Origin of the sequence: Thermoanaerobacter mathranii subsp. mathranii str. A3, from assembly GCF_000092965.1 — a bacterium.
Classification (GTDB): domain Bacteria; phylum Bacillota; class Thermoanaerobacteria; order Thermoanaerobacterales; family Thermoanaerobacteraceae; genus Thermoanaerobacter; species Thermoanaerobacter thermocopriae.
In genome coordinates this window covers 2,156,093-2,177,471 of sequence record NC_014209.1, presented here as the reverse complement: position 1 = coordinate 2,177,471, position 21,379 = coordinate 2,156,093, and the positions used below count along the sequence as shown (strand labels likewise).

Here is a 21,379-nt window from a genome sequence, read left to right as displayed (position 1 = left end):
GCTTGCCCCTAATTTTTTATTTGCATACAGTTTAGGTATAAATGAGAATTTTAATTATTTCTAGATGACAGTGTAAGGATGCTATATTGCTACGAGGAGCATTAGCAAGATATAAAAGTGAAGAGCTTAGAGAGAAAGAAAGTGAAGCTTGGACAAGTGCGGTGATGGAAAAATAGGAATACTCAAAAGTCATTGCCTAAGGAAAATGGATTTTGTACTTTTACTTTGCTAAAATACTGGCCTGAATTTAAATCTTCGCTCCATATTATATTACAATCCAGGTTGATTGCACTAACGATTATAAGCGAATCCCAGAAAGAAATCATGTAGCGTTGTGAAACTTTAATTGCGTCAAGTATATCTTCAAAATCTATTATATTTAGTTTCCAACTCTTAAAAGCTGAAATAATTTCTGCTGCTTCAGCTGGAATCAAAGGTTTTTTTACTTTTCTTGTAATTGTTACATAAAATTCTTGAAGCACTTGTGTGCTTAAGCATCCATTTCTTTCGTACCATAATTCTTTTAGTAGTTCTTTTGCAATTTCATGTTTTTTACCAGCAGATACATCATGAGCGTAAACTAAAATATTTGTATCAATGAACTGCAAATTTCTATTATCTTTCATATAAATCTTCTCTCCTCCAGGTAACTTTTCCCTCTGTACCTAAATCAAAACCTTTTTCTAATATTTTTATATGATATAACCTAGCATTTTCATAGGAGTCTTCTTTTTTTACTATTTCTTCTAGCGTTTCTGTTAAAAGCCTAGATACTGATGTATTTTTATCTATAGCTATATGTTTTATCCTTTGTAATAAATTTTTAGGTAAAGACAATGTGATGTTCTGCGTTTCTATTTTTTGCCTTTCTCTATTCATAATATCACCTCCACGTAATTTAGTATAACACATTTTTACGTGTAAATCAATTGTTATGTTAACAAATGCATAGATATAAGCCAAGGAAAATTTATATGGTAAAGAACGTGAAATTTTGCTAGGTACAATGATAGAGAATGACAAAGAAAGCAAATAGAAATAAAGAAATTGGGTAAAAACTTACCCAATTTCTTATTCTATATCTATTTTTCTTCCCTTTGGTTTGCTTGGATGTAATTTTGGCATTGTGATTTTGAGTATGCCATTTTCAAATTTGGCAGTAGTTCTTTCAGGGTCTACTTCCGCAGGTAGTTCTATTCTTCTGGCAAAACTTCCGTAATATCTTTCTCTCATGTAATAATTTTTATTTTCTCTTTCTTCATCTACTGTGGTTTGTCCTTTTATTTCCAATATGTTGTCATAAACATTTATTTCAATGTCTTTTTTGTCAACGCCTGGTAGTTCAGCTGTTGCGACTATTTCTGTTTCAGATTCGGTGATGTCTACTCTTGGCCGAGAAAATAGACCTGAAATAGAGGGGAAGTTTACATCAAAAATGCTTGGCAAATTTCTAATATTAAAATCAAATGGCCAATCCCACCAGTCACGTCCTCGCCTCATTAAACTCATTTACATCACCTCCATATTTTTCTATTATTTATTATATCACATTGATTAAGTTTTGCAATTATTAGGTTTCTCAAAATCTTCACATTTAATTCTTACTTTTTTATTCTTTTTATGTTAAAATTTATAAGAGTGAGACTGACGATGTCAAAAAGGAAGTGATTGGATGCGTCCAGATGAAAAAGATGTAAGTAAGTTGTACTTTTTTGTCATGTTACTTTTCATAACAGTGGGATATTTGGTGCAAAAGGCTTCTTTATATATAGGTATAGTCATCACAGAATTTTTTCTTGTTTTACTGCCTGTTATTCTTTATCTTTTTTTAAAAAAATACGATGTAAAATATGTTTTAAGGTTGAATCCTATAAAAGGGAAACAAGTTTTTCTAGTGATAATAATAGCTATTTTAGGCTGGATAGTGTCGGGTTTTTTTGCACTTTTGACAAATTATTTTCTATCTAAACTGGGTAAAATTCCCGTGATGCCTATACCTGCAGCTTCCAATATACAAGAACTTTTTATTCAAATTTTAATATTTGGAGCTGTAGCTGCCTGTTGCGAAGAAATATTTATGCGGGGACTTGTGATGAGAAGTTTTGAAATGAGGGGTTCTATAAAAAGTATTTTTATAACCGCTATATTCTTTGCAATGCTTCATTTAAATGTACAAAATTTTTTGAGTATACTTTTTCTCGGCAGTTTATTGGGATATGTGGTGTATAGAACTAATTCCATATATGGGGGAATGATAGGCCATTTCACAAATAACACTATTTCTGTTTTACTGTCCTATTTCATAGCACAACAAAACTTAGGAAAAACGACTTCATTACAACAGGTAGATATTCCATTTATTGCTGTTATTAGTTATGGGATTTTTGCATTATTTGCTGCTATTCTTTTGTATGTGCAATTAAGATATTTGAAGAAAGTAACTGACCCATATGTTATCCGCGGTACTACAAAGTTAAAAGAAGACTTACATATTTTCTTGCATTGGCCTGTACTTTTATCAGTGTTAGTATTTTTGTATAAAATTACTGAGCAGATATTAAAAATAGCTGGGGTTATGTAAGGAATACTTAAAAGAAAATGAAAACTGTTGACGTAAATAAAAGAATAGTATAGAATAATAGATAGAAAAGATGCAATCGGTTTCATTTTGAAGGTGGTGGTATAATGAATGTTACGATTAAAGATGTGGCAAAAAGGGCAAATGTTGCTCCTTCTACTGTTTCAAGGGTTATTGCGGATAATCCTCGTATAAGCAAAGAGACAAAAGAGAGAGTTTGGAAGGCAATGGAGGAATTGGGGTATTATCCAAACGCCATTGCCAGAAGCCTTGCAAGCAAAGTGACAAATACTTTGGGACTTATAATGCCTCGCTCGACAGAAGAAGCTTTTTCGAATCCTTTTTTCCCTGAAGTTATGAGGGGAATAAGTGTTGTTGCCCATAAAGAAAAGTATGATTTGCTTTTGTCGACATCTGGAAATCAAGAAGAGGAAAAAGAAGCGGTTATAAATATGGTAAAGGGCAAACGAGTAGATGGAATAATTCTTTTATCTTCTCGTACAACCGATGAACTTATACCTTGGTTGAGAGATGAGAAATTTCCTTTTGTAGTTATAGGTAAACCTTTGGATGCCAAAGGTGTGTATTGGGTCGATAATGACAATATAGGGGCTTCTAAACTTGCTACTAATTACCTTATTAAACATGGGCATAAAAAAATTGCTTTTATAAGTGGTTCATTGGAATATGTAGTGAGTTTAGACAGATTAGACGGTTATAAACTTGCCCTTGAAGAAAATGGGATATCTTTTAATAGAAAGTTGGCGGAACAGGATGATTTTTCAGAAGATGGTGGATACAGGGCGATGATGAGGATTTTGGATAGAGAAAAACCTACTGCGGTTGTTGTCACTGATGATATTATGGCATTTGGTGTTATAAGGGCTGCAATAGATAAAGGATATAGAGTTCCTGAGGATATATCGATAGTAGGGTTTAACAACATCCCCTTGTCAGCTTTTGCAAATCCGCCTCTTACCACAATAGATATTTCTACATTTGATTTGGGTATTAAGTCTGCAGAGCTTTTGATTGCTAGGTTAAAGCAAAAAGAAATTGACACAGACCACATCATTGTACCTGTAAAGCTTGTGGAAAGGAAATCTTGTGTTGCAAGATAAAAAGAGCAGACTTCTCAAGTTGAAGTCTGCTTTTAAAAAAATTTATAAGGAGGTGTTTTTTATGATTGGGACTACCAAACTCAATATTGAGGAAATTTATAAAAATGAAATAGAAAAAATAAAAAATCAGATTATTAAACAGTTTAATCCAGAAAAAATAATTTTATTTGGTTCCTGTGCTGCAAATACGATAAAGTTTGATAGCGATATAGATTTATGTATTGTTATTGATACCGAAAATAAAAGAAAAATTAAAACAGAACTATATGGTATTGAACACAGTATTCCACTAGATATAATAGTTTACACACCGGAAGAATGGAATAAACACATAAAGAGCAAGCAAAGTTTTGCTTATATAATAAATTCAGAAGGGGTTGTTTTATATGACAGACAGTAAATATTATCAGGATTGGTTTAAAAAAGCAGAACAAGACCTGAGAGCTGCTGATATTCTTCTAAGATTTGAGGAATATATGATACAGTAGCATTTCATTGCCAACAGGCTGTAGAAAAATACTTAAAAGGATATTTGATATTTTGTGGTTCTTCTATTAAAAAGACACATGATTTAACTGTGTTATGTAATATGTGTACTAATTATGATGAGGGTTTTAAAGATTTTTTTGACGACTGCAAATTTCTAACTGTTTTTTATAATGAAATTAGATATCCACCTGCTGAAACTTATGAAGAAGTTACAAAAGAGGAGGCACAAAAAGCATTTGAAATAGCTCAAAAGATTAGAGGCTTTGTATTAGAACAAATTAATAGTTAGATATATAAAATTAAACAAAATGATTTCACCTTACTAGAAGTAATTAGTGAAATCATTTTGAAGGAATTCCGTATTTTTACATTCCTACAGCTTTTTTATAGTCTTTTAGGAACATTTCTCCTACTTCGTAGATATTTCCTGCTCCAATTGTTAATACTAAATCTCCTGCTTTTGCATTTTTGTTTAAATACTCCATTATAGAGTCGAAGTCTTTTAAGTACAAAACATCCTTCCCCTTTTGAGAGATTAGTTCCACTAAATCTTTAGAAGAAACAATTCCTGTATCTTTTTCTCTTGCGGCGTATATGTCTGCTATTATTATTTTATCTGCATTGTCAAAGGATTCCGCAAACTCATTGAGCAAGGCTTTAGTTCTAGAGTAAGTGTGGGGCTGGAATATACAGATAATTCTTTTGTGAGGATAGTTTTTTGCTGCTTCTAAAGTCGCTTTTATTTCAGCAGGATGATGAGCATAGTCATCCACAATTGTTATGCCGTCTACTATTCCTTTTATTTCGAATCTTCTATGGGTGCCTTTGAATTCAGTTAAATAATGAGAAGCTTTTTTTATGTCGATTCCTACAAGGTGACTTACTGCCAAAGCAGCTAAAGCGTTGTAAACATTATGCTTTCCGGGTATTGACAATTTGAAATTGCCCATATATTCCTCTTTATAATAAACGTCAAAAATAGCACAGCCTTTATCATCAAACCCTATGTTTTTTGCTTTCCAATCACTATCTTTGTAAATACCATAAGTAACAATATTTTTATTTAGCCCATTTACGACATACATAGTGTTGGCATCGTCTTTACAGGCTACCACGTATCCATCTGGTGGAACTAAACTGGCGAATTGTCTAAAAGATTGTTTTATGTTGTCGATATTTTTGAAATAATCTAAGTGGTCTGAGTCAACGTTTAGGATGACAGCTATGTAAGGATAAAATTTTAAGAAACTATCTGTATATTCACAGGCTTCTGTGACAAAATATTCACTGTTTCCAACCCTCACATTTCCTCCTATTACATCTACTTCTCCACCTACTAAAACTGTAGGGTCATATCCCATACCGTTGAATATTACGGATATTAAAGATGTAGTAGTTGTCTTTCCATGACTTCCAGAAACAGCAATGCCGTATTTGTATTTTTTCATAATGAGGCCTAAAAGGGTAGCCCTGTCTATAGTAGGTATATTTAATTCTTTAGCCTTTTGATATTCAGGATTGTCTTCATGGATAGCAGCCGTATACACTACTAAATCGGCACCTATGACACTATTTTCATTGTGAGGTATTGTTATAACTGCTCCTTCCTGTCTTAATTTTTCAATTATATGAGAATTTTTTATATCCGAGCCTGTTACTGCATGACCGTTATTCAAAAGTATATGAGCTAAACCGCTCATACTTATACCGCCAATTCCTATAAAATGCACTCTTTTGAAGTTCTCAAGGTTTATATTCATAATTAATCGCCTCTCTCAGTTCTTATTAACTATTATTGCCTTTTCATGGTTAAAATATGATTAAAGCTTGTCAAAGGGAACAAATATTTTATAAAAAAATTATATCACATATTGCAGAAAAATGAACTTTTAAATATAATTTTGGTATAAAATTTGTATGTGTGGAGGTTATTTTTTATGGATAAGTACAAACGGTATGAGCGATTGGCAGCAATCGTTAAGATATTTAGTGAAAATCCCAATACCCTCATAAATTTAGAATATTTTATGAATTTTTTTGGCATAGCCAAATCTACTGCCTCTGAAGATATCGATATTTTAAAGAATGTGATAGAAAAATTTAATTTTGGCAAATTAATTACATTGCCTGGAGCTGGTGGTGGAGTAAAGTACATTCCTATATCTGATATTAAAAGTTATTTGCCCTTTGTAGAAGAAATAAAGGAAAAGTTAAAAGACCCTTCTAGAATAATTCCCGGTGGGTTTCTATATACTGCCGATTTAATTTATTCTCCCAATATTGTAACAAAAATTGGTGAGATTTTAGTGCTTCCTTTTTTGGATAAGGAAGTTGATGCAATTGTAACTGTGGAGACCAAGGGTATACCTATTGCCTTAATGTGTGCAAGGACGCTTAATGTTCCACTTGTAATAATTAGAAAAGATAGTAGAGTTACAGAAGGATCTTTTGTGTCTATTAATTATATTTCTGGTTCTCAAAGGCACATACGCTCTATGTCTTTGGCTAGAAGGTCTTTACAGAAAGGTTCTAAAGTATTATTGATAGATGACTTTATGAAAGCAGGTGGGACGATTAAAGGTATGATGGAGCTTATGGAGGAATTTGACGCTGAAGTGGTTGGTGCAGGAGTTATGATTTCGACGGAAAAACCGGAGAATAAGCTGGTAGATAATTACATTTCAGTTTTCGTGTTAAAAAATATGGAAGAAGACAAAAATATAATTGATATTGAAATAAGTGATTGGATATTGAAAGGTTAAAAGGAATAAAAATTTTTTAAAAATTTTTCAGGATTTTAGTTTTTGCTGAAGGAAATTTTAATTTTGTGGCGAATATTTATAAAGTAAAAGGTTTTAATGTAGGTGGTGGACACGCCGAAATTACGCTTGTGGAGATTGCAAAAAAGATAAGCGATCGATGAAACAAGAAGCTCAAGAATTAGAGCAGTTCCACAATGCTAACATAGGTTTTAACTTCAGGAAGGTGGTGAGCTTATGGAAATTACAGACGTAAGGGTGAGAAAACTTAATGAGGAAGGCAAAATGAAGGCTGTAGTTTCTGTAACCTTTGACAATGAATTTGTGGTTCACGATATAAAGGTTATAGAAGGCCAAGATGGGCTGTTTATTGCTATGCCCAGCAGAAAGACTCCTGGAGGGGAGTTTAAGGATATTGCTCACCCTATAAATTCAGATACAAGAAATAAGTTGCAAAGCGCTATACTTAAAGAATATGAAAAGGCAAAAGAACAGGGAGCTGCACATAATGAATAAAAAGGAGCTTGTCTCCTTTTTATTTTTTTTGTTGAACTTTGTTGCAATTATAGTTAAAATAGTATAGGATATCAGAATTAAATTTAAGAGGGTGTGGAAAAATTGGAAGGGCTAGTGACGCTTATTTTAGCTGCAGGGCTAGGGAAAAGGATGAAATCTAAGCATCCTAAGGTGGTTCATAAAGTTTGTGGCAAACCGATGATAGAATGGGTAGTAGATGCGGTAGAAGAAATAGGAAGTAGCGAAGTGATTGTAGTAGTCGGACACAAAGCAGAAGAAGTTAAGGAAGTTTTAAAAGAAAGAGTGAAGTATGCTTATCAACAAGTGCAGTTAGGGACGGGCCATGCCGTAATGATGGCGGAGGACTTACTCCCTGATGAAGGGAATGTAATGATTTTGACAGGAGATACTCCTCTTATTACCTCCAATACCTTAAAAGAATTAATAAATTTTCATATTAAAGAGGGCAACAGTGTTACTATTTTGTCTTCAGTATTAGAAGACCCAACCGGTTATGGGAGAATAATAAGGGATGGAAATGGAAACGTTATAAAAATTGTGGAAGATAAAGATGCAACAGAAGAAGAAAAACGCATCCATGAGATAAATTCTGCCATGTACGTTATGGATATACCCAAACTGAAGAAGGCATTAAGGAGAATAACCAATAATAACGCACAGGGTGAATATTATCTGACGGATGCTGTGGAAATTATAAGAGATATGGGTGGAAAAATTGTAGCTTTTACTGTATCATCAGAAGAGATAACGGGAGTAAATTCAAGGGTGCAACTTTTTGAAGCAGAAAAAATAATGAGAAAACGGATTAATTATCGTCACATGGAAAATGGAGTAACAATAGTGGACCCCGAGACCACTTATATAGGAGCTGATGTGGAGATTGGAGCAGATACTATAATAATGCCTGGTTGTGTTATAGAAGGGAAAACTAAAATAGGGAGTGATTGTGAAATAGGGCCTAATTGTAGGATTGTTGATTCAGAAATTGGTGATGGATGTAGTATAATGTATTCTGTAATACTCTCTTCAAAAATAAAAAATAATGTTAAAATCGGGCCTTTTGCTCACATAAGGCCAGAAACTGTGATACAAAGTAATGTCAAAATAGGGGATTTTGTAGAGATAAAGAAATCTATAATTGATGAAGGAAGTAAAGTTCCTCATCTTACCTATGTAGGAGACGCGGAAATTGGTAAAAATGTCAATATGGGATGTGGATCTATTACAGTCAACTATGATGGGAAACAAAAGCACAAGACAATAATAGGAGATAATGTTTTTGTGGGGTGTAATGTAAATCTTGTAGCGCCAGTGAAGATTGGAAGTAATGCTTATGTCGCTGCTGGCTCAACTATAACAGAGAATGTTCCCGAAGGAGCCCTTGCCATAGCCAGAAGTAGGCAAACCAATAAAGAAGGTTGGGTTCAGGAAAGAATAAAAAAAGGGAGGCTTTAAATTAAATGGCAAGATATACTAATTCTCTCAAGATTTTTACTGGAAATTCAAATCCTAAGTTAGCCAATGAAATAGCAGAGCATTTGGGGCTTAAGCTTTGTGACTCAGAAGTAGGGACTTTTAGTGATGGCGAGATTAGTGTAAAGATCGGCGAAAGTGTAAGAGGGGCAAGTGTTTTTGTGATACAGTCAACTTGCGCACCTGTCAATAACAACTTAATGGAATTATTGATAATGATTGATGCTTTTAAAAGGGCGTCTGCAGCTGAAATTAATGCAGTTATACCTTACTATGGTTATGCAAGACAAGATAGAAAAGCAAAGCCGAGGGACCCAATTAGTGCTAAGCTTGTAGCCGACCTTATAACTGCAGCAGGAGCTCACAGAGTTGTTACAATGGACCTGCATGCTCCGCAGATACAAGGGTACTTTAATATTCCTGTTGACCATCTTTTAGGAGGGCCAATACTTGCAAAATATTTTCTTGAAAAAGATTTGGGAGATGATGTTGTAGTTGTTTCACCAGACCATGGCAGTGTGACAAGAGCTAGATATTTTGCAGAGAAACTTAATGCTCCTCTTGCAATTATTGACAAAAGAAGGCCAAAAGCCAACGTAGCAGAGATAATGAATATAATAGGTGATGTTAGAGGGAAAAAGGTTATTTTGGTAGATGACCTTATTGATACTGCTGGTACGTTGGTACAAGGGGCGGAAGCCCTTATTGATAATGGTGCTACTGAAGTTTATGCTTGTGCAACCCATGGGGTGTTGTCAGGACCTGCCATTGAGAGATTGAAAAAATCGCCAATAAAAGAATTGGTTATTACCGATACAATTCCTCTTACCGAAGAGAAAAAAATTGAAAAAATTAAAGTGAGGTCTGTAGCTCCTTTGTTTGCAGAAGCAATTTTGCGAATCCACGAGGGCATGTCTGTCAGTAAATTGTTCGAATAGGCACTTATGGTGCCTTTTTTATTATTATCCTTAAAATTTTATGATATAATTTAAGCAAGGAAACTCGGCATAGAGGGTGGTTTTGTGGGAGAGAATCCAAAGATTTATGTAGTGGATGATGACAAGAATATATGTGAAATAGTGTCTTTGTACCTTGAAAAAGAGGGATTTGAAGTAGAACAAATATACGATGGACAAACAGCCTTAAAGAAGATCCAAACTAATCCACCAAGGCTCGTCATACTTGACATAATGTTACCAGGGATTGATGGTATTGCTCTTTGCAGAGAAGTCAGAAAATTTTCAAAGGTGCCTATAATAATGCTTACTGCAAAAGGGGATACTCTTGATAAGGTATTGGCTTTAGAGATTGGCGCTGATGACTACATTGTAAAGCCCTTTGATGGGAAAGAATTAATAGCAAGAGTTAAAGCGGTTTTAAGAAGGTATGAGCCGGAAAGCGATGAAAGGCGGGCTGTTTCTTACCCAGACCTTTATGTAAGTTTGAGCGAATATAAGGTTGTTTATAAAGGGAAAAATGTGGATTTGACTCCCAAGGAGTTAGAACTTTTATATTTTTTATGTACGCATCCTAACAGGGTTTTCACAAGAGACCAGCTGTTAGAAAATGTATGGGGTTATGATTATATGGGAGATAGTCGCACGGTAGATGTTCATATAAAACGACTTAGAGAAAAAATAGGAGATGGCATTAATTGGAAACTTACTACCGTATGGGGTGTAGGTTATAAATTTGAGGTGAACTAAATTTGACCAAAAATAGTCTTTTTAAAAAACTTTTTATAAGCAACATAATTATAATCCTTATTACTTTGTCTATTCTTTCAGGAATGTTTTATCTGATGTTTCAAAACTATTACTTTGCTGACAAAGAAAAAATAATGTTAGAAGAGGCTCAAGAAATAAATGCAATTTTAAATGAATTTGCGGTAGGAGACATAAACATAGATAAATGGAATCAAGAATTAGATGTTGTCACTAGGTTGATTAATGCTACTGTATGGATTGTAGATAAAGAAGGGTTAATTTACAGTCAATCGCATAAACATGGCAAAGCTTGGACGGGGGTAAGCCTCAGTAAATATGAAATAAAAAGTATTTTAGATGGACAATCTGTTGTAAAAAAAGGATATTTTGGTGGAAGATTTAATCAACCTGTTTTAACAGTGGGAGTGCCTCTTGTCATAAAGGGCCGGATTGAAGGGGCCATATTTATGCATGCTCCTTTGACAGAAATGAATAAAACTATTATTAACATCTTTCTTTTAATGCTTTTATCTGGAGGAGTAGCTCTTATAATAGGTTTTGTGCTCATTTCTTATACTTCCAGCAAAATATCTCAGCCTCTTAAAGAGATGAGTTTAGCTGTTCAGCAATTAGCCAAAGGGAATTTTTCTGCCAGGGTACAGCATAGAGAAGAAGATGAGATAGGGGAGTTGGCTAAGTCCTTTAATGTTATGGCAAAAGAGTTAGAACAGTTAGAAGACATGAGAAAAGATTTTGTGGCAAATGTTTCCCACGAATTGAGGTCTCCATTAACTTCTATACAGGGATATATAGACGGAATATTAGACGGTACTATTCCGGTAGAAAAAGCTTGCGATTATCTTAAAATAGTGCAAAAAGAAACGAGGAGAATGTCTCGACTCATAGACGATTTTCTTGAAATGACTAAGCTTGAGTCAGGGCAATTTCCACTACACAAGACGGAATTTGATATAAATGAACTTATAAGACTTGCAGTTATAAAATTTGAAAAAAGAATAGTGGAAAAAGATCTCACCGTTAAAGTTGATTTTGAAGAAGACCGACGAATAGTAATAGCTGATAAGGACAAGATAGAGCAAGTTTTGTCAAATCTTATAGATAATGCAATAAAATTTTCCAAAGAAAAAGGTATAATCCACATTTTTACTGAAACAAAAGATGACAAGGTATTTATTACTATAAAAGATAATGGAATAGGTATCTCTCCTGAAGACCAAGAGCATATATGGGACAGATTTTATAAAGCGGACAAGTCGAGGGGAAAAGATGGTGCAGGTCTTGGGCTTTATATCGTAAAGCGTATTATAAATGCTCATAACGAGGAAATATGGGTAGAAAGCAAAATAGGCAGAGGTGCTGCCTTTACTTTTACTTTGCCGGTGAAAAAGTTTTAAAAAATTGCAACAAAATATTTACACTTTGTTAACACTTTATTCATAAATAAAGGATATAATAATATTTGAAAGTGACAAATGCCTCTCCTTGACCTCCCTTTTCAGCGGTCCAAGCGAATACTTGGACCGCACTTTATTTATAAAAAGCAGTGCAAAAAATTTTTTAATAAAAATTACTTAAAATCTTTACATCGTGTTCATAATTTGTTAATAAAAGAAGGTTATAATTAAAAAAAAGAACAAAAGGAGGGGTAATATGGATTACGAAAAAGACTTTGAAAATAAAATTGAGAAAAATGATACTGAACATGATATGACTTTACCAGAAAATAAACTAGGAGAGACTTCCAACGAGGAAAAAATGTACCAAGAAATAATTGAGGAGCAGCAACCTTATGAGAAGTTTGAAACTTCTATGATACCTTCTAACGTAAAATTTAGAAACAATAAAAAGAGCCTTGGCAAAATGGTTAAAAGATTTAGAAGAAGGATGCTAGCTTATTTTATCGCAGTAGCGTTAGTGGCAGCTTTAATCGGCGGAGGAATTACGGGGGCTGTAATGAAATACTATGGAAGCCAAAATAATGCGTCAGCTCAAGTTGTTACAAGATATTTACCTCTAAATACTACTTCGTCAGACGAAAGCGGCATTTTAAATCTGATACCCAACATTTACAAAATAGTGAGTCCAGCAGTTGTAGAAATTGATACAAGTGCTGCTTATACCAATGGTTATAGAACAGGATATGTTCCAAAAGGTAGCGGCTCTGGTTTTATAATAAGTTCGGATGGATATATTGTTACCAATAACCATGTAATTGATGGAGCATCAAAAATTACAGTAAAACTTTTAGATGGAAGAAGTGCTGATGCAAAACTTATAGGAAAAGATGAAAGAACAGACCTCGCAGTAGTTAAAATAAATCTTTCTAATTTACCTGTTGTAGAATTAGGTGATTCTTCAAAGCTTCAACCGGGTGAACTGGCTATTGCTATAGGAAATCCTTTGGGAAGTTCTTTTGCAGGTTCGGTCACTGCTGGTATAATAAGCGGGCTTAACAGAAACCTCCAAAGTGATTATGGACCTGTCAAACTTATACAAACAGATGCAGCTATTAATCCTGGCAACAGTGGAGGACCCCTTGTAAATAGTAAAGCAGAAGTCATAGGTATAACAAGTGTTAAGCTTACTTCACTAGGGTCAAGTATTCAGGACCCGTTTGGAATGTTTCAAAGTCAAGGGACTCCTATTGAGGGTATGGGTTTTGCAATTCCAATAAACGAAGCTAAACCTATAATTGACCAAATAATAAAATATGGTTATGTAGAAAGACCTATGATGGGTATAGGTGCTCAAACCATTACAGAACAAGATGCACAACGATATAATTTGCCTGTAGGGGTATATGTAGTTCAGGTTCAGCCAAATAGTGGAGCAGAACAAGCTGGAATTCAACCAGGAGATGTGATAATAAAGGTTGACGGTAAAGACATTACTTCCTTTGAGGATTTACAAGGAGTACTAGATGACCACAAAGTTGGAGATGTAATAAAGGTGACAATTTGGAGAAATGGCAGAACATTTACAGTTAATGTAAAATTACAAAGCAGTGCAAACTTTCAATAAATGAAATAAAGGCCTCCTTCGTACAAAAGATTACCGGCAAGTGACTTGCCGGTAATCTTTTGTGCATGTTATAGCTTTTTTTTGCTTAATCATGTATAATTAATTTGATAAGGAAGGGTGGTTGTATGTTCATAATTGCAGGTTTAGGAAATCCTGGTATAGAATATGAACAAACGCGACACAATATAGGATTTATGGTAATAGATGAATTGGCTAAAAAGTTAGGCATAAATGTAACAAAATTAAAGTTTAAATCCCTTATGGGGGAAGATTATTTTAAAGGAGAAAAAATAATTCTTTTAAAACCGCAGACATTTATGAATTCAAGTGGTGAAGCTTTATATGAGGCTGTAAATTTTTATAAAATTCCACTTGAAAATGTAATTATAATTTATGATGACAAAGATTTGGATGTGGGTAAAATAAGGATAAGAAAAAAAGGCAGTTCAGGTGGTCACAATGGAATGAATTCTATCATATATCTTTTAAATAGCGAAGAGTTTCCACGAGTTAGAATTGGAATTGGAAAACCACAAAAGGATTTAGTAAGTCATGTATTAGGAAAGTTTGAAGAGTCAGAGAAAAAACTAATTGATGAAGCTGTTATAAAAGCAGCAGATGCGGTGATAGATATTATAGAAAATGGGATAGAACATGCTATGAGCAAGTTTAACGGTTTGCAAAAAGGCAATTGAAGGAGAAAAAAGAAGATATGTGGCTATTGTCTGGAATTGCTGGTGTAATCTTAGCGTATTTTCTGAATAAGATGGTGGTAAATAAATACAACAAAAAAGCTATAATTTATCTTGTACCAGTCATTGAAGAAACCTGTAAGACAGTTGCAGGGTATTTGACCTCCTCTATTCTTTTGTCTCATTTGATATTTGGAGTTACAGAGGCAGTAAATGATTACATAAAAGCTTCCTATGAAATCAATTTAAGGGCTTCTATTTTGAGTATTTTAAGCCACGGCTTTTTTGGCATAACCTCTTACATATTAGTAATGCAAACAAATATTTTTTGGGCTATTATTGTAACTTCTTTAATACACGGCTTATGGAATAGGCTTATGTTGAGGTGATGAACATGTTTACTCGCCAAATAGAAGAATTAAAAGAAATAAAAACGATAGAAGAATTTTTAAAACAAGGGAAAGGCCCCCTTTTAGCTTATGGGCTTACAGATTCTCAAAAAGCTCATGTTGCCCATTATATAATGAGCAAGTTTAATAAAAAAGTGTTAGTTATTGCTCCTGATGATATAGAAGCGAGAAAAATATACGAAGATTTGTATTCTTTTAGTTTTGGCAATGCCTCTTTATTTCCCAAGAGAGAAGCTTTGTTTTATAAAATAGATGCTGCCAGTCAAGAGATGGTATCTCAGAGGTTAAGAGTAATTAAAAAATTGACAAGGGAAACTCCCCATGCGGTAGTTACTTCTATAGATGCAGCAATAGGCAAACTCATACCCATGAATTTATTTGAAAAGTATCAGATGTTTTTTAAGATAGGTGATATTGTAAATTTACAAGAGGTTATAAAAAATTTTGTGGCAATGGGATATGAAAGAGTTCAAATAGTGGAAGGAAAAGGGCAATTTAGTGTGAGAGGGGGAATAATTGACGTTTTTTCTCCTATTGAAGAATATCCTTATAGAATTGAACTTTTTGACGATGAAATAGATTCCATAAGGACTTTTGATGTGATCACCCAAAGGTCTTTAGAAAATATTGATAAAATAAATATTTTCCCTGCTACAGAGTTTATCGCGGAAGAAAAGCATATTAAAAAAGGGATTTCAGCGGTTTCCAAGTCTTTAAATTCCTATTTATTAAAAATAAAAAAATCAAAAAGCGGAATTGCAGAAAAATTACAGCAAAAATTTGAGGAAATTATGGAGGAGATTACGGAAGCTAAAAGGGTGGAAAATATTCATGAACTTATAGATTATTTTTATGATGAGGTTTATTCTATTGTTGATTATGTGGGAGAAGAGGCAGTTATTATTTTAGACGAGAGCAGCCGTATTAAGCAAAGGGTAAATAACCTTCAAATGGAATTCAATGAAAATTTCAAGGCTTTATTAGAAAAAGGAGAAGTTTTGCCAGAGCAAAGCAGGCTTTTTTTCGATTATGAGGAAATATTAAAAAAGGCAAAAAATAGTTTTTTACTCATAGTAAATACTTTAGCAAAGCCTGACAATGATCTACAGCCGCGAAAAATTGTTAATTTTATATCAAGGTCTATGCATCCTTTTCACGGCAAAATTGATATTTTGATAGATGATTTAAAGTATTATAAAAATGCAGGATATAAAGTTTTGCTTTTAAGTGGGAATCAGGAAAGAGCAAAAATTTTAAAGGATACACTTGAAAGTTTTAATATTGATGCGGCAGTGATTGAAGACAGTGAATACGATATACAAAAAGGGCAAGTAGTGATATATCCTGCCTCTGTCAGCAAGGGATTTGAATATGTGGATGCAAAATTTGCTGTCATAACTGAGGGAGAAATTTTTGGACAGACTAGAAAGAGCAAAAAAACTGTGAAAATTAAAAACGCCGATAAGATAAAGAGCTTTACTGAATTAGAAGTAGGGTCATATGTCGTACATGTAAATTATGGTATAGGAAAGTATGAAGGCATAGAAAAGATAAAAGTAGATGGGATTATAAGGGATTATTTAAAAATAATTTATGCCGGGGGAGATACCCTTTTTGTACCGGTGGAACAATTAGACCTTGTGCAAAAATATGTAGGGCCTACAGACAATCCTCCTAAATTAAATAAATTGGGGGGCAGCGAATGGCTTAAAGCAAAAAGAAAAGCCAAAAAAGCAGTAGAAGACCTTGCTAAGGATTTGTTACAACTTTACGCCAAAAGACAGATAGCTAAAGGACATGCTTTTTCTCCTGATACTCCATGGCAAAGGGAGTTTGAAGAGCAATTTCCCTATGAAGAGACAGAAGACCAGTTAAGGTGTATAAAAGAGATTAAAGAGGACATGGAAAAAGATAAGCCAATGGATAGACTTCTCTGTGGAGATGTGGGGTATGGTAAGACAGAAGTTGCTTTAAGGGCTGCTTTTAAAGCAGTAGCTGATGGAAAGCAAGTTGCTTTTTTGTGCCCTACAACTATCTTGGCTTATCAGCATTATACTAATTTCATGGAAAGGTTTAAGGAATTTCCTGTGAAGATAGAGATGCTTAGTCGTTTTAGGACTCCCAAAGAACAAGCACAAATAATTAAAGGCTTGGCGGAAGGGACTATCGATATTATTGTTGGTACTCATAGGCTTTTACAAAATGACGTGAAATTTAAGGATTTAGGACTTTTAATTATAGATGAAGAGCAGAGGTTTGGAGTTGTTCATAAAGAAAAAATAAAAAAACTCAAAGAAAATATAGACGTTTTGACATTATCAGCAACTCCTATTCCTAGAACTTTACACATGTCTTTAATTGGCATAAGGGATATGAGCGTATTAGAGAATCCTCCTGAAGACAGATTTCCAGTAGAAACTTATGTGGTAGAATTCAATGAAGAGTTAATAAAAGATGCTATTTTGAGGGAAATTGGAAGAGGAGGACAAGTCTATTTTGTTTACAATAGAGTAAATGGCATAGAAAAGATGGCTTCTTTGGTAAAAGATTTGGTTCCCGGTTGCAGGGTAGCTGTGGCTCATGGGCAAATGGAGGAAAGTCAATTAGAAAAAGTGATGATTGACTTTTTAAATGGGGAATACGATGTTTTAGTAAGCACTACAATAATTGAGACAGGGCTTGATATACCAAATGTGAATACCATTATAGTTTATGATGCAGATAAGTTAGGGCTATCTCAATTGTATCAATTAAGAGGAAGAGTGGGTAGGTCAAATAGACTGGCTTATGCCTATTTTACCTATAGAAAGGATAAAGTTTTAAGCGAAGTGGCTGAAAAAAGGTTAGAGGCGATAAAAGAGTTTACTGAATTTGGTTCTGGATTTAAAATTGCCATGAGGGATTTAGAGATAAGAGGTGCAGGTAATCTCCTTGGAGCAGAACAACATGGCCATATTGGCGCAATTGGTTATGACTTGTATTTAAAGCTTTTAGAGGAGGCTATACGGAATTTGAAGGGAGAAGCTCCTAAGGAGGAGATTACTACCACAATAGATATAAAAGTCAATGCTTATATTGACTCTTCCTATATTGAAGACGAGAATTCAAGATTAGAGATGTACAAAAAAATTGCCTCTATAGAATCTAGAGAAGATATGGTGGAAATTTCAGAAGAGCTTGTAGATAGGTTTGGAGATTATCCAAAGCCTGTAGAGGCACTGCTGGAAATTGCTTATTTAAAGGCTATTGCTTCTAAAGCCAATATTACTGAAATAACAGAAAAAGGGAACACTGTTATTTTAAAATTTAAAAACATAGAATCGGTTAAAATGGAGGTTATAGAGAAAATAATAAAAGAATATGGAGGAAATTTAATATTTTCAAATCAACTACAGCCATATCTAACTTATAGGTTCAATAAAAAAGAGACTCTGCAAAAAGAGCTTATTGAATTGGTAGAAAAGATGTCTGCGTAAATAAGCTACAAAATTTTGACATGCACGAAAAAATAAAAAATTTGCAGTTAGGATAAATATGATATATAATAAAGCTATACCTATGTAAACTTTTTAAAGTCAGGAGGATGTCATTTTGAAAAGAAAAATAGCTTTAATTTTGTCTTTTGGCTTTATAGTATTTTTGCTAGTATCTTGCTCTGCCAAAAAAGAGGTTGTTGCAACTGTTAATGGGGAAAACATTACTAATGCCGAATATAGAAAAGCTTTTGACCAAGTAAAGGCTCAAATTGAAAGTAGTCCGCAATATACAAAAGACATATGGAATCAGGATTACGAAGGGAAAAAGTTTTTAGATGTGGTAAAAGAAAATGTACTTGATAGTTTGATTGCTCAAAAATTGCTGTTACAAGAAGCTCTAAAAAATAATATTACAGTTTCAGATAAAGAAATAGAGGAAGAGTATCAAAGAGAGAAAGAATTTAATAAAGATATTACAAAAGAAGATGTAAAAAATTATCTTTTAATAAATAAGCTTTTTGAGGAATATACAAAAGATGTAAAAATTACAGAGGAAGAGTTGAAAAAATACTATGAGGATAATAAAGACCAATTCGAAACAGTAAAAGCAAGTCATATATTAGTGTCTGATGAAAAAATAGCCCAGGATATATACAACCGCCTTATGAAGGGTGAAGATTTTGCCACATTAGCAAAAGAGTATTCTATTGATACGGCTACAAAAGACCAGGGAGGAGACTTGGGAGAATTTGCTCGTGGGGTCATGGTACCTGAGTTTGAGCAAGTGGCTTTTTCACTTAAAAAAGGTCAAATATCAAAGCCTGTTAAAACTGATTATGGATACCATATAATAAAGTCAGAGGGTGCTACATTAAAATCTTTTGATGAGGTAAAAGGAGATATAGAAGCTTATCTGTTGAATGATAAAAAAAATCAAGTTATTACGGAAAAATATGATGCTCTTGAGAAAGCAGCAAAAATACAAAAGTTTCCTCAAAACATAAAAGTATCAGTAAGGTAAAAACCGGCAATTTAGTTGCCGGTTTTTTTGCGAATAAATTTATGGAAAATTATAAATACTAATCTTGAGCTAAAAATTTAAGGAAATGGAGGTATTTACTTTGAAAGCTACAGGAATTGTACGCAGAATAGATGACTTAGGAAGAGTAGTTATCCCTAAAGAAATACGAAGAACATTAAGAATCAAGGAAGGAGACCCTTTAGAAATTTTTACGGATAAAGAAGGAGAGATAATTTTAAAGAAATATTCTCCAATAAGTGAATTAAGCGACTTTGCCCAAGAGTACGCTGATAGTATATATCAATCTACGAAACACCCTGTATGTATCACAGATACAGACAATGTGATTGCTGTTTCCGGAGTTGCAAAAAAAGAATTAATTGATAAACCAATAAGTCAAGAATTAGAAAAATATTTGGAAGAAAAAAAGACCATAATGCTTGGAACGGGAAAAGATAAAGGACCGATTAAAATAGCAGATGGCCAGGAATTTAACATTACCTCTCAAGTCATAGTTCCTATTATTTCAAGAGGAGATACAATAGGAAGCGTGGTGATTTTTACTAAAGAAGCTGGCGAATCGGTTACAGAAGTTGAAGCAAAAATTGCTGAAACAGCTGCTGCTTTTTTGGGCAAACAGATGGAAGAATAAATTTATATACACCCATATATACCCCTCTGCATATTATAGATTATGAATTAAACTATGCAGGGGGGTTAATTTATGGCTTTTCGCATTAATGACATTGTAACGAGAAAATCATATGGCTCTGATATTTTGTTTAGAGTCATTAATGTTATAGATAATAAAGGAGTAAGACATTATCTTTTACATGGTTTAAACATGAGAATAATTGCAGATGCACCAGAAGATGACCTTATAGAGGCTTCTCGTGCCAAGATTGCGGAATATGATAGGCCTTATAGAGAAAAAGCAGAATACCTTTTAAAAAAAATTGCTTCTTCAAAAAGCCTTCAACGAAAAAAAAGAATGGTGCGTTCAAGTCGGCAAGAGCCTTACGGAAGGCCAGGAAAAGTTCTTCACATAGACGGAGATGAAGAATATTTAAATATATGCGTTGATGCTTATAAAAAGGTTGGTATGGAAGTCGTAGGAGTGGTACTAAAAGAGGAAGAACAACCAGATAAAGTCTATGACCTTTTAGAAAAATATAGGCCGGATATATTAGTTCTTACAGGTCATGACAGTATAAAAAACAATTTGAAAGATTATAGTGATATAAGTAGTTACAGAAATTCTAAATATTTCGTAGAAGCGGTTAAAAATGCAAGGAAGTACGAACCTGTATTTGACAATTTAGTGATTTTTGCAGGAGCTTGTCAATCAAATTATGAAGCTCTCATAAAAGCAGGAGCCAATTATGCCAGCTCTCCTGAAAGAGTTTTGATACACTGCCTTGATCCAGTTTTGGTGAGTGAAAAAGTGGCTTTTTCTCATATAAATGAGCTTGTAAAAATTGAAGAATTAATAGAAAGCACAATAACGGGGGCAGCAGGGATTGGAGGATTGCAGACAATGGGAAAATTTAGATATGGTGTTCCAAAAGGCAAATATTGAATTAATTTGTCCTATAAGCTAAAAATTAATGATTAAGTCCAAATACCTATGGTATTTGCATATTTTTTTTGTTTTTTGCATTAAAATCATTATTGACAACTTCCCTGTACACTGATATAATATTAAACCCTTGACATTGTCTGAAAATTGCGTTATAATATTTTCAGCATGTGTTAAGGAGTTGATAGTGGTGGCAGATAAGTCAACCCTTGATGAAATAAAAAGGCAACTGGATAAACATATTGGTGCTCGAGTTCGCCTTAAAACAAATGGTGGTAGAAAAAAGACCGTAATAAAAGAAGGACTATTAGAAAAGACATATCCGAGCATTTTTATTGTGGTATTAGATGGACAAGGAGCGACCCGGAGGGTTTCTTACAGTTATTCAGATATTTTGACGGATACAGTAGAATTAACTGTGATGGAAGGGAACAAAAAAATCCAATGTCTTCAATGACCGAAGATATTCGGTCTTATTTTTTTTGGCATAATTTTA

At 33.7% G+C, this 21,379-nt stretch carries 22 protein-coding genes; 18 read left to right on the top strand and 4 right to left on the bottom strand.

The annotated features are described in order from the left end of the window. Positions 1-182: 182 nt before the first annotated feature. From TMATH_RS10800 to TMATH_RS10790, 3 genes are all read right to left on the bottom strand, one after another. Complete coding sequence (locus tag TMATH_RS10800) at positions 183-626, bottom strand: PIN domain-containing protein (RefSeq protein WP_013150970.1); 444 nt, start codon at positions 624-626, stop codon at positions 183-185. Then, positions 616-879, bottom strand: coding sequence for a DUF6364 family protein (locus TMATH_RS10795; RefSeq protein WP_013150969.1), 264 nt, complete (start codon positions 877-879; stop codon positions 616-618). Before TMATH_RS10795 ends, TMATH_RS10800 begins: the two co-directional genes overlap by 11 nt. Positions 880-1,071: 192 nt before the next feature. Next, the gene (locus tag TMATH_RS10790; RefSeq protein WP_012996148.1) at positions 1,072-1,509 is read right to left on the bottom strand and encodes an Hsp20/alpha crystallin family protein; all 438 of its coding nucleotides are present in this window, start codon (positions 1,507-1,509) and stop codon (positions 1,072-1,074) included. 163 nt (positions 1,510-1,672) lie between these two features. Here TMATH_RS10790 and TMATH_RS10785 point away from each other — a divergent pair, with 163 nt between their 5' ends. The 4 genes from TMATH_RS10785 (at position 1,673) to TMATH_RS11770 (ending at position 4,477) form a co-directional block, all read left to right on the top strand. Then, on the top strand, positions 1,673-2,581 hold the full coding sequence (locus tag TMATH_RS10785) for a CPBP family intramembrane glutamic endopeptidase (RefSeq protein ID WP_013150968.1): 909 nt from the start codon (positions 1,673-1,675) through the stop codon (positions 2,579-2,581). A gap of 104 nt (positions 2,582-2,685) precedes the next feature. After that, the gene (locus TMATH_RS10780) at positions 2,686-3,699 is read left to right on the top strand and encodes a LacI family DNA-binding transcriptional regulator (RefSeq protein ID WP_012996146.1); all 1,014 of its coding nucleotides are present in this window, start codon (positions 2,686-2,688) and stop codon (positions 3,697-3,699) included. A gap of 61 nt (positions 3,700-3,760) precedes the next feature. Then, positions 3,761-4,099: a nucleotidyltransferase domain-containing protein gene (locus tag TMATH_RS10775; RefSeq protein WP_013150967.1), complete on the top strand. Its 339-nt coding sequence runs from the start codon at positions 3,761-3,763 to the stop codon at positions 4,097-4,099. 72 nt (positions 4,100-4,171) lie between these two features. Further along, on the top strand, positions 4,172-4,477 hold the full coding sequence (locus tag TMATH_RS11770) for a HEPN domain-containing protein (protein ID WP_083768294.1): 306 nt from the start codon (positions 4,172-4,174) through the stop codon (positions 4,475-4,477). Positions 4,478-4,553: 76 nt separating this feature from the next. Here the strand turns inward: TMATH_RS11770 and murC are convergent, their stop codons facing one another. Then, on the bottom strand, positions 4,554-5,948 hold the full coding sequence (gene murC, locus TMATH_RS10765) for a UDP-N-acetylmuramate--L-alanine ligase (RefSeq protein WP_013150964.1): 1,395 nt from the start codon (positions 5,946-5,948) through the stop codon (positions 4,554-4,556). 177 nt (positions 5,949-6,125) lie between these two features. Between murC and purR the strand changes: the two genes are divergently transcribed. The 14 genes from purR (at position 6,126) to TMATH_RS10695 (ending at position 21,340) form a co-directional block, all read left to right on the top strand. After that, positions 6,126-6,950 carry a pur operon repressor gene (gene purR, locus TMATH_RS10760; protein WP_012996142.1) on the top strand — a complete coding sequence of 275 codons (825 nt, stop codon included), beginning with the start codon at positions 6,126-6,128 and terminating at the stop codon, positions 6,948-6,950. A gap of 234 nt (positions 6,951-7,184) precedes the next feature. Continuing rightward, entirely contained in the window at positions 7,185-7,463 is a 279-nt protein-coding gene (gene spoVG, locus TMATH_RS10755) for a septation regulator SpoVG (RefSeq protein ID WP_013150963.1), read from the top strand. A 102-nt stretch (positions 7,464-7,565) separates the two neighbouring features. Continuing rightward, positions 7,566-8,939: a bifunctional UDP-N-acetylglucosamine diphosphorylase/glucosamine-1-phosphate N-acetyltransferase GlmU gene (gene glmU, locus TMATH_RS10750; protein WP_041591724.1), complete on the top strand. Its 1,374-nt coding sequence runs from the start codon at positions 7,566-7,568 to the stop codon at positions 8,937-8,939. Between the two features lie 5 nt (positions 8,940-8,944). Then, a complete protein-coding gene (locus tag TMATH_RS10745) occupies positions 8,945-9,895 on the top strand; it encodes a ribose-phosphate diphosphokinase (RefSeq protein WP_013150961.1) in 951 nt (316 codons plus the stop codon). 84 nt (positions 9,896-9,979) lie between these two features. Then, a complete protein-coding gene (locus TMATH_RS10740; protein ID WP_013150960.1) occupies positions 9,980-10,663 on the top strand; it encodes a response regulator transcription factor in 684 nt (227 codons plus the stop codon). A 2-nt stretch (positions 10,664-10,665) separates the two neighbouring features. Continuing rightward, positions 10,666-12,078, top strand: a complete 1,413-nt coding sequence (locus tag TMATH_RS10735) for a sensor histidine kinase (protein WP_013150959.1) — start codon at positions 10,666-10,668, stop codon at positions 12,076-12,078. Between the two features lie 415 nt (positions 12,079-12,493). Next, positions 12,494-13,705: a S1C family serine protease gene (locus TMATH_RS10730; protein ID WP_408643081.1), complete on the top strand. Its 1,212-nt coding sequence runs from the start codon at positions 12,494-12,496 to the stop codon at positions 13,703-13,705. A gap of 125 nt (positions 13,706-13,830) precedes the next feature. Beyond that, positions 13,831-14,400 carry an aminoacyl-tRNA hydrolase gene (gene pth, locus TMATH_RS10725; protein ID WP_013150957.1) on the top strand — a complete coding sequence of 190 codons (570 nt, stop codon included), beginning with the start codon at positions 13,831-13,833 and terminating at the stop codon, positions 14,398-14,400. A 17-nt stretch (positions 14,401-14,417) separates the two neighbouring features. After that, positions 14,418-14,786, top strand: coding sequence for a hypothetical protein (locus TMATH_RS10720; protein ID WP_013150956.1), 369 nt, complete (start codon positions 14,418-14,420; stop codon positions 14,784-14,786). A 5-nt stretch (positions 14,787-14,791) separates the two neighbouring features. Next, complete coding sequence (gene mfd, locus TMATH_RS10715) at positions 14,792-18,283, top strand: transcription-repair coupling factor (RefSeq protein WP_013150955.1); 3,492 nt, start codon at positions 14,792-14,794, stop codon at positions 18,281-18,283. 115 nt (positions 18,284-18,398) lie between these two features. Then, a complete protein-coding gene (locus TMATH_RS10710) occupies positions 18,399-19,304 on the top strand; it encodes a peptidylprolyl isomerase (protein WP_013150954.1) in 906 nt (301 codons plus the stop codon). A gap of 100 nt (positions 19,305-19,404) precedes the next feature. Beyond that, on the top strand, positions 19,405-19,956 hold the full coding sequence (gene spoVT / locus TMATH_RS10705; protein ID WP_012996131.1) for a stage V sporulation protein T: 552 nt from the start codon (positions 19,405-19,407) through the stop codon (positions 19,954-19,956). Between the two features lie 72 nt (positions 19,957-20,028). Further along, complete coding sequence (gene yabG / locus TMATH_RS10700; RefSeq protein WP_012996130.1) at positions 20,029-20,883, top strand: sporulation peptidase YabG; 855 nt, start codon at positions 20,029-20,031, stop codon at positions 20,881-20,883. A 187-nt stretch (positions 20,884-21,070) separates the two neighbouring features. Then, positions 21,071-21,340 carry a Veg family protein gene (locus TMATH_RS10695; RefSeq protein ID WP_012996129.1) on the top strand — a complete coding sequence of 90 codons (270 nt, stop codon included), beginning with the start codon at positions 21,071-21,073 and terminating at the stop codon, positions 21,338-21,340. Positions 21,341-21,379: the final 39 nt, after the last annotated feature.